The sequence below is a fragment of the Luteococcus sp. Sow4_B9 genome (assembly GCF_052116585.1).
Classification (GTDB): domain Bacteria; phylum Actinomycetota; class Actinomycetes; order Propionibacteriales; family Propionibacteriaceae; genus Luteococcus.
Window position 1 is genome coordinate 282,192 of sequence record NZ_JBQKKT010000001.1, and the last position, 15,086, is coordinate 297,277.

The following is a 15,086-nucleotide window of genomic DNA, read 5'->3' on the forward strand; positions in this document are numbered from 1 at the left end:
CCGGCCCGCTGCGTGGTGTCCGAGGCAACTTGTGGCAACCCCACAGTCACGCGTCCGGACCGACGAGAAGATCAGGCGGTTGCGGGCGCCGGAGGATGAGCCCCCTGACGGACAAGGTGGTTCATCGTGTCCCTGCTCGACTGGATCGTGGTCGGTGCCTTCTTCCTGCTGATGATCGGCATCGGCGTCTGGTCAAAGCGCAAGAGTTCCGATTCCGGTGACTTCTTCGTCGGTGGCGGCAAGGTGCCGTGGTGGCTCTCGGGCGTCTCGCACCACGTCTCGGGCCATTCAGGTGTGGTCTTCGTCGCCTATGCCGCCATCGCCTACAACCTCGGCTTCACCATGTACGTGTGGTGGGCGCTGGTCATCGCCGGCGCCACCCTGATCGGCGCCAAGATCTTCGCCCCGCGGTGGCCGCGCCTGCGCCAGAAGCTGGGCATCCAGTCGCCCACCGAATACCTCAAGATGCGCTACGGGCTTCCCGCGCAGCAGACCATCGCCTGGCTCGGCGTGTTGATGAAGCTGGTCGACATCGGCGCCAAGTGGGCCTCCATCGGTGTGCTGATGAATGGCTTCACCGGCCTTCCCATCTGGCAGGGCATCGTGCTGTCCGGCGCGGTCAGCCTGGTCTACATCACCATCGGCGGCCTGTGGGCCGACCTGCTGACCGACTTCGTGCAGTTCGGCGTGCAGCTGGTGGCCGGCATCGTCATCCTGATCGGTGTCGGGCAGGCCCTGTCGGCACGCGGCCTGAACTACCTGTCGATGTGGGGTGAGCTCAACCAGATCGAGCCGAACTTCTCCAGCCCCTTCAACGGCAACTACACCATGCTGTGGTGCGCCCTCTACCTGTTCGCCAAGACCTTCGAGTACAACGGCGGCAACTGGAACCTGGCGGCCCGCTTCATCTCCACCAGCAATGGCAAGGAGGCCCGTAAGGCCGAACTGCTCAGCTCACTGCTCTACCTGGTGTGGCCCCTGCTGATCTTCGCCCCGATGTGGGCCGGCCGCCTGCTGCACCCCGGCCTGGAGGATCCCGCCTCGCAGCTCTACCCGCTGCTCACCGAGACCTACCTGCCGCACGGCCTGATCGGGCTGGTGCTGGCCAGCATGTTCGCCAGCACGATGGGCATGACCGTCTCCGACATCAACACGCTCTCGGCCGTGACCCAGCGCGACATCCTTCCGGTGCTCAGCCGCAAGTTTGACGAGGTGATGATGGGTGGTGCCGCCTCGCTGCGCCTGGCACGCATCATCACGGTGCTGTTCACCGTGGTCACCGTGGTGGTGGGCCTCAACAAGGATGCCTTCGGCGACATCATCGGCATGATCATCACCTGGTTCGGTGCCTTGGTCGGTGTGACCGGCATGCCGCTGCTGCTGGGCTTGTTCAAGCGCTTCCGCCACAGCGACGGCACCGCCGCGATCGTTGGCATCTTCTTCGGTGTGGTCACCTTCGCGGTGAGCCAGATCTGGAAGGACGACTTCCCGGCCGACTGGGTCACCGTGGGCCCGATGCTGGTCAGCGGCCTGTTCTACCTGCTCATCGGCGCCATCAACAAGGCCAGGGGCGTCGAGGTTCCCCGTGAGGTGGACGAGATGCTCGACTACGTCGGGACCAACGACGACCACGTGGTGGCCTGAGCCGACGAGGCCGACGGAGTACGACGATGGCCGGGTGGGAAGCGATCCCACCCGGCCATCGTGCTGCCGGGACGCTCAGAGGGCCCCGGTGCTGTCCTTCAGGCGGCTGACGTCGGCCGGGTGCATCAGGTTCTGCACCGAGAAGACGCGATCCAACGTCGCCTCGTCCAGCAGGCCCCGCTCCAACACCACCTCGCGCACCGACTTGCCGGTGGCGGCGCACTCCTTGCCGATCAGGTCGCCCTGGCGGTGGCCGATCAGGTCATTGAGGTAGGTGACGATGCCGATCGAGCTCATCACGTAGTTGCGGCACTGATCGGCATTGGCGGTGATGCCCCTGACGCACTTGCTCTGCAGGGTGGTGCAGGACGAGGCCAGCAGCTTGATCGACTCGAACATGCACTGGCCGATCACGGGCTCCATCACGTTGAGCTGCAGCTGGCCGGAATCGGCCGCCATCAGGACAGTCGTGTCATTGCCGTAGACCTTGAGGCAGACCTGGTTGACGACCTCGGGGATGACCGGGTTCACCTTGGCGGGCATGATCGAGCTGCCGGCCTGCATCTCCGGCAGGTTGATCTCGTTGAGCCCGGCTCGGGGGCCCGACGACAGCAGACGAAGGTCATTGCAGATCTTGGACAGCTTCAGTGCCAGGCGCTTCAACGCCGCGTGCACCATGACGTAGGCACCACAGTCGCTGGTGGCCTCGATCAGGTTTGGGGCCGGCACACAGGCATAACCGGTGACGTAGGCGAGCTTGCGCACCGCCAAGGGGGCATAACCCTTGGGGGTGTTCAGGCCGGTACCGATCGCGGTGGCCCCCAGGTTGACCTCCAGCAGCAGCCGCGCCGTGGCATCCAACTGCACGAGTTCCTCGTCCAGGGTGCACGACCAGCCGTGGAATTCCTGGCCCAAGGTCATGGGGACGGCATCCTGCAGCTGGGTGCGGCCCATCTTCAGCACCTCGGAGAATTCCTCGCCCTTGTGACGCAATTCCGTGGACAGTTCGCGCACGGCAGCGTGCAGACCCTTCAGGGCGGTGTAGACGCCGATGCGGAAACCGGTGGGATAGGCGTCATTGGTCGACTGGCTGCGGTTGACGTGGTCATTCGGATTGACGATGTGGTAGCTGCCCTTGGGGTGCCCCAGGTGTTCGAGGGCCAGATTGGCGATCACCTCATTGGTGGTCATGTTGAGCGAGGTCCCGGCGCCGCCCTGGAAGACGTCGATGGGGAACTGGTCCATGCAGCGGCCCTCGACGATCACCTGGTCACAGGCCCAGACGATGGCCTCGGCCACCTGCGACGGAATGGCCCCGAGCTCGGCATTGGCCAGGGCGCAGGCCTTCTTCACCTGGACCATGCCCCGGATGAACTCCGGAACCTGGTTGATCGTGACGCCGGAGATGGTGAAGTTCTCCATGGCTCGGGCGGTGTGGATGCCGTAATAGGCCTCGGCCGGTACCTCGCGGATTCCCAGGAGATCATCCTCCTGGCGAAAAGCGGAGCTCATCAGGTGATTCCCTTCGAAATAATTCGGCCAAGATCGGATTGGCCGCAAATGATTCGGTGCTGACACAAACATGTCATGGATTGGGGGCGCTCGTCAGCTGATCTGGGCCGTTGTCGTGAAAGCGGTAGGTTGGGGGCCATGGAACTGCCCCAGATCAGTTGGATCGACCTGCCCGGCGTGGTGAACATGCGTGACCTGGGTGGCAAGCCCACCTCGGCCGGGACGGTGACCCGGCACGGGGCCGTGATCCGTACCGACAACCTGCAGGACCTGCCTGCCGAGTCGGTGCGCCGCATCGTCGACGAGCTCGGCGTCACCGACGTGGTCGACCTGCGCACCCCGGTGGAGCGGCGGGGGACCGGTGACGGCCCGTTGAAGGCCGAGCCGCTGACCTTCCACGAACTCACCCTCTACCCGGAACAGGCCGACGAGAAGGGCATCCCCGACGACCGCGACGAGGCACCCGATCGCCTGCCCTGGGAGGACGAGCAGGTGCTCGCCGATCGCAGCGCACACAGCCATGAGGAGCACCTGGCCAACCACTACCTGGGTTATCTCTCGCAACGCCCGGACAATGTGCTCAAGGCCCTGCGCGCCATCGCCCACGCCCGGGGATCGGTGCTGGTGCACTGCGCCGCGGGCAAGGACCGCACGGGCACCATCTGTGCCATGGCGCTGACGGAGGTGGGCGTGGACCGTGACGCGGTGGTGGCCGACTATGACGCCACCAATGAACGCATCGAACTGGTCTTCCAGCGCCTGGCGAACACGCCGACCTATGCCGACGAGATGGCCGGCCAGACGGTGGCCGACCAGGCCACCCCGGCAGAGACCATGCGGATGCTGCTGGCCAGCCTCGACGAGCTCTACGGTGACGGCCCCGACGGGGGAGTACGCGCCTGGCTGCGTCGCCAGGGATGGAATGAGCAGGACAGCGCCGCGCTGCACCGCAAGCTGCTGGGGTCCGACGACAAGACCGAGGAGAACCGATGAACGATCTTCCCCGCGCCTGGCAGGCCAGGACCGGAGTCACCATGACCGAGACCACCGTGGAGGTGGCCGATGGGGCGATTCCCGCCAAGCTCTTCCGCCCCGAGCACGGCACGGGTGCCGGGATCGTCCTGGTGCAGGAGATCTTCGGGATCACCAACTACCTGCACCAGCGTGCCGCCGACCTGGCCGACGAGGGGTGGACGGTGCTGTTGCCCAATCTCTACTGGCGGGTGGGCGGTACCGTGATCACCGAGGACGACCCGGCGGCCCTGCCACACGCCATGGAACTGATGCAGGCCAACCCGTGGGACGAGACGGTGGGCGACATCCGTGACTGCGTCGCACACCTGCGCCAGCTGCCCGAGACCGGCTCGCGAGTGGCGCTGATGGGCTTCTGCTACGGCGGCGGGCTCGCCTACGCGGCGGCCTCCGGTGTGGAGGGTGACCAGCGTCCCGACGCCCTGGTCAGCTACTACGGTTCGGCCCTGCCGCAGATCGTCGACACGATCCCGGTGGTCACCGTCCCCAGCCTGCACCACTTCGGCGAGGCCGACGAGTACATCCCCTTCGCGGAGGCGCAGCGGATCGCAGGCGTGATCGGGCAAGGAAGCGACGTGGAGTTCAGTTCCTGGCCCGGCGCTGGCCACGCCTTCGACAATCCGCTGCCGATGTTCCACCACGCACAGGCCAGCGAGGACGCCTGGAACGAGACCTATGTCTGGCTGCTGGAGCACCACCCTGACGAGATCGACCGCAAGCCGGCCAGCCGTACCCTCACCGGTCGCTGACCTCGGCACAGGCGCAGCCGGCGCCCAGACCCGGAATAGTCCGACCAGCCGCGGGGTTGCTACGGGCATGACGAACACGATCGGTGTCACCGGAGCCAGCGGCCGCCTCGGCGGTCGAGTCGCACGACTTCTGGCGGAAGCCGGGATCGAGCAGACCCTTCTGCTGCGGAGCCCGGAGAAGGCACCGCAGCTGGCGGGAGCCGAGGTTGCACGGATGGCCTACACCCTCTCCGACGAGACGATCGAGTCGCTGAGTGGCATCGAGACCCTGCTCCTCGTCTCGGCGGGAGAAAGCGCAGACCGTCTGGCGCAGCACCAGGCGGTCATCGATGCTGCAGCCCGGGCCGGGGTGCAGCACGTCGTCTACACCTCCTTCATCGGGGCCGCCCCCGACAGCACCTTCGCCCTGGCACGTGACCACGGCTCGACCGAGGCGATGCTGCGCGAATCCGGCATGGCATGGACCTTCCTGCGGGACAACTTCTACCAGGAGGCCTTCCTCGACTTCGCCGTAGACGGAGTCATCGCCGGTCCAGCCGGTCAAGGACGAGTCGCAGCCGTGGCCATCGACGACGTGGCGCGTGTCGCGGCCGCGGTCCTGCAGGATCCCACCTCGCACCGCGACGCCACCTACGACCTCACCGGCCCCCAGGCGCTCACCATCGCGGAGATCGCCGAGCAGATGACGCGAGTTGCTGGTCGCCCGACGCGTTACCAGGAGGAGTCCGTCGAGGAGGCCTACGCCTCCCGCGCCAGCTACCAGGCCCCTGCATGGCAGCTCGACGCCTGGGTCTCCACCTACACCGCCATTGCCGAAGGCGACCTCGAGCTCGTCTCGGGTGCCGTGGAGCAGGTGACCGGCCAGCCGGCGCAGAGCTTCGAGGAGACGCTGGCGGCCCGGGGCCACTGAGCGCCGACGGCTGCGGGGTAGGCTCGTCGGACCATGACTGACCTGTTCGGCAATCCCGATTCCGCGGAGCTCGCGGCCACGGGCGGCACGCTCGGCGGCGCCAGCCATGACCACCTGCCGCTGGCCGTACGGCTGCGTCCCCGCACGCTCGACGAGATCGTGGGTCAGCAGCACCTGCTGGGCGCCGGGTCGCCGCTGCGTCGGCTGGCCGAGGGCACCACCGCGATGAGCGTCTTCCTGTGGGGCCCGCCCGGGGTGGGCAAGACCACCATTGCCGCGGTCGTCTCCCAGGCCACGCAACGCCGCTTCGTCGAGGTCTCCGCCGTGACCGCCGGGGTCAAGGAGGTGCGCGCCGAGCTGGAGACCGCCCGTCGGGAACTGGCCCACGGTCGCGCCACCGTGCTCTTCGTCGACGAGGTGCACCGCTTCAGCAAGGCCCAGCAGGACGTCCTGCTGCCCGCCGTGGAGAACCGCCTGGTCACGCTGATCGCGGCCACCACCGAGAACCCGTCCTTCAGCGTCATCTCGCCCTTGCTGTCGCGATCGCTGCTGCTCACCCTCAAGCCGCTGACCGACGACGACATCGGGGTGCTGGTGGATCGTGGTCTTTCCGACGAGCGCGGGCTGGGTGGGCAGTTCCAGATCGAACCCGAGGCCCGCGACACCATCATCAGGCTGGCCGGTGGGGATGCGCGTCGCAGCCTCACCTACCTGGAGGAGTCGGCCGCCGGGGCGCGCGCCATGGGGCAGCAGACCATCACCTCCGAGATCGTCGAGAACTCCGTGGACCGGGCCGCGCTGCGCTATGACAAGGACGGCGACCAGCACTACGACGTCATCAGCGCCTTCATCAAGAGCGTGCGCGGCTCCGACGTCGACGCCGCGCTGCACTACCTGGCTCGCATGCTGGAGGCCGGTGAGGATCCCCGCTTCATCGCCCGACGGCTGGTGATCAGCGCCAGCGAGGACATCGGCATGGCGGCACCATCGGTGCTGCAGACCTGCGTGGCCGCGGCCCAGGCGGTGCAGCTGATCGGCATGCCGGAGGCACAGCTCACCCTGGCCCAGGCCACGATCGCCGCCGCCACCGCTCCCAAGTCGAATGCGGTCACCACCGCCATCTCGGCCGCACGCGCCGATGTGCGTTCGGGGCGGATCGGGCTGGTGCCCGCCCACCTGCGCGATGCGCACTATTCGGGAGCCCAACAATTGGGGCACGGCAAGGGCTACATCTATGCCCACGACGCCCCGCACGCCGTCGCCCGGCAGCAGTACCTGCCCGACGAGCTGGCCGACGCCACCTACTACCAGCCCACCGACCACGGCAACGAGGCCGGCATCAAGGATCGGCTGGCGACGATCAAGAAGCTGTTGGGGCGCTGAGACCGTCCTCGCTCGGTGGACGGTGCGAACCCATCACGTGCAATTCCAGCTCGCGGCTGACGATCTCGCAGGTGCGCACCCCGCGCACGCTGGAGCCGTGCTCGTTGAGGCGGGGTGACCACACCCCCAGGCCGAGCTTGCCGGGGGCGACGGCGATGATTCCGCCGCCCACGCCTGACTTGCCGGGCAGCCCCACCCGGACCATCCACCAGCCGGCCTCGTCGTACATGCCAGACATGGTCATCACCGAGAGCACCCGCTGGACCACCATCGGGTCGATCACCTGTTCCCCGGTGCCGGGGTGACAGCCCGAATTGGCCAGGGTGGCCGCGATCCAGGCCAGATCGGTGGTGGTCACCATCGTCGCGCAGGCCGCACAGTAGTCACGGGTGGCCTGCACCGGTTCGTCGGCCAGTTTTCCGAAGGAGTGCAGCAGGTGGGCCATGGCCAGGTTGCGGTGCCCGCCCTCCAGTTCCTCCATGGCGATCTGGGCATCGGCGTGGAGTCGGCGTCCGGCCAGCTGTCCGTAGAAGTGGAGCAGCCGTGACATCCGCCCCCCGCTGGGCAGCAGCGAGGTGGAGGCGATCGCGCCGGCATTGATGAGGGCATTGGCCGGCCGTCCGGTCTCGTTCTCCAGGGAGATGCGGTTGTAGGCCTCCCCGGAGGGTTCGACGTCCACCACCGCGTCGACCGCCTCGAAGCCGGATTCCATCAGGGCCAGGGCATAGGTCAGCGGTTTGCTGATCGACTGCAGAGAGAAGGGGATCTCTGAATCGCCGGCCGTGTGCAGCTGGCCGTCCACCGTCGCCAGCGCGATGCCGAAGGGATCGGGGTTGGCCTGGGCGAGACTGGGGATGTAGGAGGCCACCTGCCCGTCGGTCTCGGGCAGGACCTTCTTGTGCACATCGGCCAGGAAACGGCTCAGGTCATCCATGGCCCAAGCCTGTCATGGCGGTGAGGATCATGGCGACCGGGGATCAATGACCCAGCAGGATCCACAGGTTGACGACGAAGCCGGCCAACAGGGGCAGCACCATGAACAGCAGCATCAGACGGCCGGCGCGGCGGTGTCGTGCGCGGTCGGGGTTCAGCGAACTGGCCAGGGCCAGACCCGGCGCGGTGAGGTCCGTCAGACCCAGGTTCTGGGCGTCGACGGGAATCACCTCCATCGCGGCCGCCTCGTGGCTGAGACGCTCGGTGCGTGGGGTCCGTGCGGGGGCATCGACGATCGGGGCGACGGGGTGCTTGCCGCCAAGGTCCCAGAGCCCGCCCCCGACAGCGTCGCTGTGTCCGCCCGCGTCAACCATGGAGCCATCGTGCGCCCTCACGGGGTCAGGGACAAGCCCGGCGCCCCACGGTTGGTTCTGTTCTTCGAGATACCCGAGCGGGCGGGCAGCGGGACGACGTGGAGGTGGGCCCTCACCGCTGTCGCCTCACCAGGGGAAGGGCCGGTAGTCCTTCAGGAAGACGCCGTAGAGGTCGGTGCCCTGTTCCCCTTGCACGATCGGGTCGTGGACGCGGGCTGCGCCGTCGACCAGGTCGAGCGGGGCATGCCACCCCTCGGCGGCGATGCGCAGCTTCTCGTCGTGGGGACGCTCGTCGGTGATCCAACCGGTGTCGACAGCGGTCATCAGGATGCGGTCGGTCTCGAACATCTCTTGGGCGCTGGTGCGGGTCAGCATGTTCAGGGCGGCCTTGGCCATGTTGGTGTGCGGGTGGCCGGCGCCCTTGTAGCGGCGGGCGAACTGTCCCTCCATGGCTGAGACGTTCACGATGTACTTGCGACGGGCCGTGCTGGCGCGCATCGCCTCCCGCAGTCGACTGATCAGGATGAAGGGCGCGGTGGAATTGCACAATTGCACTTCCAGCATCTCCAGCGGATCCACCTGGTCCACGGTCTTGGTCCAGGAGTTCTCCGTCGCCAGGTCTGGCAGCAGGCCACCGGCGTCGATGGCGGTCCCGGCCAGGTGCCGTTCCAGCGAGGCATGGCCCGCCTCGAGTGCCAGGGCGGTCAGCTCCGCGGCGGACTGGCTCGCCAACTCACCCGACAGGCTTCCTCCCGCCCCGACCAGCGCTGCGGGGTGCGCCTCGCTGATCCGGTCGAAGGTGACCATCTTTGGCAGGGGCCGGTCGGTCGGCAGCGCGGCCTTCTCGCCCTCGACGAGGTGCGAGTAGGCGCCGGGGGAGCGCCGCACCGTCTGAGCGGCATTGTTGACCAGGATGTCCAGCGGACCGCCGGCGGCCACCTCGTCCGCAAGGCCCACCACCTGGGTGGGGTCCCGCAGGTCGATGCCGACGATGCTGAGCCGGTCGATCCACTGCTCGCTGTCCGGCAAGGAGCTGAACCGCCGAGCGGCATCGTGCGGGAAGCGCGTGGTGATCGTCAGATCGGCACCATCACGCAGCAGCCGCAGCGCGATGTACATGCCGATCTTGGCCCGCCCCCCGGTCAGCAGGGCGCGGCGTCCGCGCAGGTCGCATCCCTGGTCACGCTTCGCGCGGTTGAAGCTCGCGCATTCGGGACACAGTCCGTGGTAGAAGGCGTCGATGGTTGTGTAGGCCACTTTGCAGATGTAGCAGTCTCGTGCCTCCTTGAGCTCACCGGCGGTGTCCCCCGGAATGTGCGAGACCAGGGGCAGTCCCGCCGTCTCGTCGTCGATGCGCTCCGGTGAGCCCGTCGCGGTGAGAGCAAGGATCGCATTGTCGTGGGCGATCACCGGTGCCTTTGCGGCCCGGCGACGGCGAGCCTTGATGGTGCGGTTCATCCTGTTGACCGCCTGCTTGAAGGCGATCTGGTCGGGATGTTCGAGCTCAAGCTCGGCGATCTGCTCCATCAGGCGTAGTGCCCGCGACATCTCGGCGGGGTCCACCCCGGGGCCGAAGGCGTCGTCGTCGGGTCGTCCGGGCTGCATCTTCACCCGGGCGATCCTAGACGGTCATCCGCACCGCGACTGTGATGGCCCCGGGCTACCTTCCGGCATGCTGGTGCGGAGTCGCTCGCCCGAACACAGCACGTCGACCACCAGTTGCAAAGCAATGGGGAAGCTGTCTTCGTCGAGGCCAAAGGTGGGGGAGTGGTGCGAGGAGTCGAAGCCCTTCTCGGCATTTCCAGCGCCGACGAAGACATAGGTGGCCGGTGCCACCTGGGCGAAAGCAGCGAAGTCCTCACCACCCAACATCGGCGGCTCGGCCAGCACTTTTCCGGGGGCGATCCGTTCCGCGAGCTCGCGGACCACAGCGCTCGGCTCCGGGTGGTTCCACACCATGTCGTAGCCCTGCAGGTGATCCACCTCGATCGAGAGTCCGGGATGCGCGGCCTCCAGCCCTGCTGCCAACTGGTGCAGCCCAGTCCGGATGATCTCGCGAGCCTCGTCGCTTTGTGAGCGAATGCTGCCACCGATTCGCGCCTCCATCGGGATCACATTGAGGGCATCGTGGTTGCCTGCGTCCAGCCAAGTGGTCGAGAGCACGGCCGGGTGCAGCGGTGGCACTCGCCGGGAGATCAGTGTTTGGGCCTGTGCAACGAACTGGGTGGCGGCAATGACGGGATCCACCCCATCCTGCGGGGTCGATGCGTGGACTCCGTTGCCACGGAAGATCACCTCGAACAGGTCGGAGTTTGCCGACGCTGCACCGTCTTTCACGTCAATGGTCCCCGTGGGCAGGGTGGACCACAGGTGGAAGCCGAAGATGTGGTCCAGATCTGAGAAGTCAACCGCCGCCACCATCTCCTTCGCACCACCCGGGGGTGTCTCCTCGGCGTGTTGAAAGATGAACCAGACCTCGCCGTTCAGTTCGTCGCGGTGATCGGCTGCCCAAGCGGCAGCCGCCATCACGATTGCCGTGTGGCCGTCGTGGCCGCAGGCGTGCATACGGCCAGGCTCCTGAGACGCGAAGTCCAGGTCGGCCCGGTCCTCCTGTACAGCGAGAGCGTCGATGTCGGCACGGACGGCCAGCTTCGGGCCTGGTCGTCTCGTGTCGAGCTTCACGAGCAAGCTGGTAGGTGTCGGGTGCTCGAAGGAGACATCCGTGAGGCGCTCCTCCAAGGTGCTGCGGATCCAAGCCACCGTCTGGTGCTCCTGAAAGGAGATCTCGGGATGCCGGTGAAGGTGACGACGCCAGTTGATCAGGTCGTCGAGGTAGGGTGCGATGTCATTCACGGTCAGCCTCCAATGCGGATCGGGCCGCTGATTCCCACGGGCCAGCCCATGAGGAACCAAAAGATGAGAAGGGCGGTCCACGCCAGACCCATCGCGATCGAGTAGGGCAGCGTCGCCGAGATGAGGGTACCGACGCCGAAGCGCTTGTCATACTTCTGGGCCAGCGCCAGGACGAGTGGGAAGTACGGGAACATCGGCGTGATGGGGTTGGTGATCGAGTCGCCTACTCGGAAGATCATCTGGGTGAAGGCCGGGTGGTAGTCGAGCAGCATCATCATCGGCACCAGGATGGGCGCGAGGATCGCCCACTTGGCCGACGCTGAACCCAGGAGCATGTTCAGCAGCGACGAGAGCAGCAGGATGCCCAGGATCATCACGACCCCGTGCTGGCCTTTGAGCACCTCGGCGCCTGTGACGGCGATCACCGTGCCCAGGTTGCTCCATGTGAAGAAGGCGAGCATCTGCGCGGCGAAGAAGACGATGACGACGAAGTTGCCCATCGAGGCCATGGCCTCGGTCATCATCCGGCCAGCGTCCTTGGTGCTGCGGATGGTGCCGGCCTTCATGCCGTAGACCAGGCCCGGAACGAAGAAGAAGATTGTCAGCAGCGGGATGATGCCATCCATCAGCGGGGACTTCTCCAGCAGACTGCCTGTCTCGGCATTACGGAGTAGGCCGTTGCTGGGCAGCGACAAGGCGGCAAACAGTGCCAGCACCACGAGGGCAGTGACATTGGCCCAGCGCAGAGCCTTGCGCTGCTGCGGCGTGACCTCATTCTCGCCATCGTCCATCTGGGCGCCGCCCTCGTAGGTGCCCAGCCGCGGAATGGTGATCTTGGTCGTGACGATCGAGATGACGGGCAGCAGGACGAGCACGGACGCTGCGATGAAGTGGTAGTTCATCGCCACATTTGTCGACACCGACGGGTCCACCATCTGCGCTGCCTCCTTGGTGAAGGCGAAGACGAGCGCGTCTGACATGCCCAGAATCAGGTTGGCGGCGAATCCGCCGACAGCGGCGCAGTACGCGGCGGCGATGCCGGCGACGGGGTGCCAGCCGAGCCGGACGAAGAGCATGGCTGCCAGGGGCGGCAGCACGATCGGGGCGGCGTCCCCGGCGACATTGCCAAGGATGCCCACCAGGGCGATCACCGGCACGACAAGTGCTCTGGGAGCCTTGTCGACGATGTCGCGCATGAGGGCAGAGAACCAACCGCTCTGTTCGGCCAGGCCGATGCCGAGCATGATCATCAGGACCATGCCCAGTGCCGGGAACTTGCTGAAGTTCCCCACGGATTCCACCAGCATGCGGCGCAGGTTGGTGGCGTTGAGCAGGTTCTCCACGGCAACCGGTTTGCCGTCCACCGGGTTGATGACGCTGACGCCGGCCAGCGCACAGATCCAGGAGGCGATGGCAATCAGGGCGCAAATCCCGGCGAACAGGAAGATCGGATCAGGCAGTCGGTTGCCCGTGATCTCGATGCCGCTGAGCATGCGGTCACCGAAGGAACGTCGGGCCGGTCCCTCATGTGGCGGGGGCACGTCGGTGTGCAGGTCGGTCTGGGTCATGTCCTTGCTCTTTCGGCTGTCGGAGTCGTGGGGACAGGGTGCCGATGGTAGCGGTCCTGCTGAGGCCCTTGGGGTTCAGGGCTTCGGAAAATGGACCCCTCGTTGTCCGATCGTGACCGCCAGCCCTCTGGCGGCAACTCTGGGCATCCCCGTGATTTGCGTGACGGCACCGGCTTGACTGGATGCAATCTCGAACACGAAGGAGTGGAACATGGTGGACCTGTCAGCCAAGCCGTTCGACCTCGACGCGGAGGCCATCGACTGGGTGGAGAAGACCCTGGCCGGGATGTCCGACGAGGAGAAGGTCGGACAGCTCTTCGTGAACATGGGCTCGTCGCGCGACGAGGAATACCTCACCGACATGGTGAAGAACTACCACATCGCTGCAGTGCGCTACCAGCCCGGGCCGGCGGAGGAGATCTGGGAGCAGAACCGCATCCTGCAGGAGAACTCGAAGATCCCGATGTTGATCGCGGCCAATACCGAGGCCGGCGGCAATGGGGCCTGCACGGATGGCACCTATGTCGGCTGGGAGATCAAGGTCGCCGCCGCGCAGGACCCGAAGTACGCCTACGAGCTGGGGCGCATCTCCGGCATCGAGGCCGCCGCCATCGGCTGCAACTGGAGTTTCGCGCCAATCATCGATCTCTACCGCAACTGGCGCAATCCCATCGTCAGCGTCCGTACCTGGTCCGCGGATCCGGACCAGACGATCGAGCTGGCCAAGGAGTACATGCGCGGCATCATGCAGTCGAACATCATGCCGGCGGCCAAGCACTGGCCCGGTGACGGCATCGACGAGCGCGATCAGCACCTCAGCTCGGCACCCAACTGGTACTCGTGCGAGGAGTGGGACGAGACCTTCGGCAAGGTCTACGGTGCGTTGATCGATGCCGGCCTGCCCTCCTTGATGGCCGGTCACATTGCGCTGCCGAGCTACCAGAAGCACTTCAACCCCCAGATGACCGACGAGGACATCCTGCCGGCCACGCTCAGCAAGGAGATCACCACCGATCTGCTGCGCGGCAAGCTCGGCTTCAACGGCGTGGTCGTGACCGACGCGTCGCACATGGTGGCCATGACCGCAGCCATGAAGCGTCGCGACATCCTGCCGACCGCGATCATGGCTGGCTGCGACCTCTTCCTCTTCTTCAACGATCCCGACGAGGACTTCGGCTGGATGATGGAGGCCCTGCAGGACGGGCGCCTGACCCGCGAGCGCCTCGATGAGGCCGTCACCCGCACGTTGGCCCTGAAGGCGAAGATCGGCCTGCACAAGCTGGCGCCCACCGAGATCATGCAGCCCAAGGACGAGGCCATGGCGAAGATCGCCCTTCCCGAGCACCAGGCGGTTGCCGCCGAACTGTCCGACAAGGCAGTGACCCTGGTCAAGAACAAGGACGAGGGAGTGCTGCCCATCTCGCCGGAGAAGCACAAGCGGGTCCTGATCGTCCCGATCAGCGGGCCGCGCAATCCGATGGCGCATGCCAAGGGGCCCAAGGGCAGTGAGCTGTTGGCCCAGAAGATGCGCGAGCGTGGCTATGAGGTGGAGCTCTACGAGACGCTCACCGACAAGTCGGCCCGCATGACCGACGAGGAGTTTGCCGAAGTGGTGAAGGGTGCCTATGCGGGCAAGGCGCCGATCAGCGCCCTGACCGACAACTATGACCTGGTGATCTCCGCCGCGCAGGTCAACGGCCTGATGCAGCCCACCGAGCGGGTCTACTGGCCGGCGTCCAAGGGCACTCCGGACATCCCGTGGTACGTGCACGAGCTGCCGACCGTCTTCGTCTCCTTCGCCAGCCCGTACCATCTGGCCGACGTTCCGCAGGTGAAGACCTTCGTCAACGCCTATGACGGTTACGAGCACACGGTGGAAGCGGTCCTGGACAAGCTGGAGGGCAAGAGCGAGTTCCTCGGCAAGCCGTCCACGGACGTCTTCTGCGGGCTGCGCGACACCGTCCTGTGACGCTCCGGCCCATGCCCTGAAGGGCGAGTCCGGGCGTCAACTGTCCATGAGGGAACAGAGTGTGGGGGGGGGGGGGGGGGGGGGGGGCGCCGGGGGGGGGGGCCGCCCCGCGCCCCGGGGGCCCCGCGGGGCGGCGCGCGGGCGGGGGCACCGGGTCGC

At 66.6% G+C, this 15,086-nt stretch carries 12 protein-coding genes; 6 read left to right on the plus strand and 6 right to left on the minus strand.

Annotated elements, in window-relative coordinates; translation table 11 throughout:
* The first annotated feature begins 126 nt into the window (after nt 1-126).
* Entirely contained in the window at nt 127-1,644 is a 1,518-nt protein-coding gene (locus tag ACTQ49_RS01290; protein ID WP_441826021.1) for a sodium:solute symporter family protein, read from the plus strand.
* Between the two features lie 75 nt (nt 1,645-1,719).
* Here ACTQ49_RS01290 and aspA read toward each other — a convergent pair whose 3' ends face one another.
* Nucleotides 1,720-3,156 carry an aspartate ammonia-lyase gene (gene aspA, locus ACTQ49_RS01295; RefSeq protein WP_441826022.1) on the minus strand — a complete coding sequence of 479 codons (1,437 nt, stop codon included), beginning with the start codon at nt 3,154-3,156 and terminating at the stop codon, nt 1,720-1,722.
* A gap of 138 nt (nt 3,157-3,294) precedes the next feature.
* Between aspA and ACTQ49_RS01300 the strand changes: the two genes are divergently transcribed.
* The 4 genes from ACTQ49_RS01300 to ACTQ49_RS01315 all read left to right on the plus strand — a co-directional run bounded on the left by ACTQ49_RS01300 (nt 3,295) and on the right by ACTQ49_RS01315 (nt 7,230).
* Nucleotides 3,295-4,149, plus strand: coding sequence for a tyrosine-protein phosphatase (locus ACTQ49_RS01300; protein ID WP_441826023.1), 855 nt, complete (start codon nt 3,295-3,297; stop codon nt 4,147-4,149).
* Nucleotides 4,146-4,937 (plus strand): dienelactone hydrolase family protein, encoded by a 792-nt coding sequence (locus ACTQ49_RS01305; RefSeq protein WP_441826024.1) that lies wholly within the window; start codon nt 4,146-4,148, stop codon nt 4,935-4,937. The genes ACTQ49_RS01300 and ACTQ49_RS01305 overlap by 4 nt, the downstream gene beginning before the upstream one ends.
* 67 nt (nt 4,938-5,004) lie before the next feature.
* A complete protein-coding gene (locus ACTQ49_RS01310; protein WP_441826025.1) occupies nt 5,005-5,847 on the plus strand; it encodes an SDR family oxidoreductase in 843 nt (280 codons plus the stop codon).
* 33 nt (nt 5,848-5,880) lie between these two features.
* A complete protein-coding gene (locus ACTQ49_RS01315) occupies nt 5,881-7,230 on the plus strand; it encodes a replication-associated recombination protein A (RefSeq protein ID WP_441826026.1) in 1,350 nt (449 codons plus the stop codon).
* Here the strand turns inward: ACTQ49_RS01315 and glsA are convergent.
* From glsA to ACTQ49_RS01340, 5 genes are all read right to left on the minus strand, one after another.
* On the minus strand, nt 7,208-8,164 hold the full coding sequence (gene glsA / locus ACTQ49_RS01320; RefSeq protein WP_441826027.1) for a glutaminase A: 957 nt from the start codon (nt 8,162-8,164) through the stop codon (nt 7,208-7,210). The two genes, ACTQ49_RS01315 and glsA, sit on opposite strands and share 23 nt — an antisense overlap.
* A gap of 43 nt (nt 8,165-8,207) precedes the next feature.
* Nucleotides 8,208-8,537: a hypothetical protein gene (locus ACTQ49_RS01325; RefSeq protein ID WP_441826028.1), complete on the minus strand. Its 330-nt coding sequence runs from the start codon at nt 8,535-8,537 to the stop codon at nt 8,208-8,210.
* Nucleotides 8,538-8,663: 126 nt separating this feature from the next.
* A complete protein-coding gene (locus tag ACTQ49_RS01330; protein ID WP_441826049.1) occupies nt 8,664-10,142 on the minus strand; it encodes an SDR family NAD(P)-dependent oxidoreductase in 1,479 nt (492 codons plus the stop codon).
* 24 nt (nt 10,143-10,166) lie between these two features.
* The gene (locus ACTQ49_RS01335) at nt 10,167-11,390 is read right to left on the minus strand and encodes an amidohydrolase (RefSeq protein ID WP_441826029.1); all 1,224 of its coding nucleotides are present in this window, start codon (nt 11,388-11,390) and stop codon (nt 10,167-10,169) included.
* 2 nt (nt 11,391-11,392) lie between these two features.
* Nucleotides 11,393-12,958, minus strand: coding sequence for an AbgT family transporter (locus ACTQ49_RS01340; protein WP_441826030.1), 1,566 nt, complete (start codon nt 12,956-12,958; stop codon nt 11,393-11,395).
* Nucleotides 12,959-13,169: 211 nt separating this feature from the next.
* Between ACTQ49_RS01340 and ACTQ49_RS01345 the strand changes: the two genes are divergently transcribed.
* On the plus strand, nt 13,170-14,927 hold the full coding sequence (locus tag ACTQ49_RS01345; RefSeq protein ID WP_441826031.1) for a glycoside hydrolase family 3 protein: 1,758 nt from the start codon (nt 13,170-13,172) through the stop codon (nt 14,925-14,927).
* Nucleotides 14,928-15,086 lie beyond the last annotated feature (159 nt).

Coding starts and splice junctions, on each gene's coding strand:
- ACTQ49_RS01305 (WP_441826024.1), top strand. CDS start 4,146: ATGAACGATCTTCCCCGCGCCTGGCAGGCCAGGACCGGAGTCACCATG.
- ACTQ49_RS01340 (WP_441826030.1), bottom strand. CDS start 12,958: ATGACCCAGACCGACCTGCACACCGACGTGCCCCCGCCACATGAGGGA.
- ACTQ49_RS01345 (WP_441826031.1), top strand. CDS start 13,170: ATGGTGGACCTGTCAGCCAAGCCGTTCGACCTCGACGCGGAGGCCATC.
- glsA (WP_441826027.1), bottom strand. CDS start 8,164: ATGGATGACCTGAGCCGTTTCCTGGCCGATGTGCACAAGAAGGTCCTG.
- ACTQ49_RS01315 (WP_441826026.1), top strand. CDS start 5,881: ATGACTGACCTGTTCGGCAATCCCGATTCCGCGGAGCTCGCGGCCACG.
- aspA (WP_441826022.1), bottom strand. CDS start 3,156: ATGAGCTCCGCTTTTCGCCAGGAGGATGATCTCCTGGGAATCCGCGAG.
- ACTQ49_RS01310 (WP_441826025.1), top strand. CDS start 5,005: ATGACGAACACGATCGGTGTCACCGGAGCCAGCGGCCGCCTCGGCGGT.
- ACTQ49_RS01300 (WP_441826023.1), top strand. CDS start 3,295: ATGGAACTGCCCCAGATCAGTTGGATCGACCTGCCCGGCGTGGTGAAC.
- ACTQ49_RS01330 (WP_441826049.1), bottom strand. CDS start 10,142: ATGCAGCCCGGACGACCCGACGACGACGCCTTCGGCCCCGGGGTGGAC.
- ACTQ49_RS01325 (WP_441826028.1), bottom strand. CDS start 8,537: ATGGTTGACGCGGGCGGACACAGCGACGCTGTCGGGGGCGGGCTCTGG.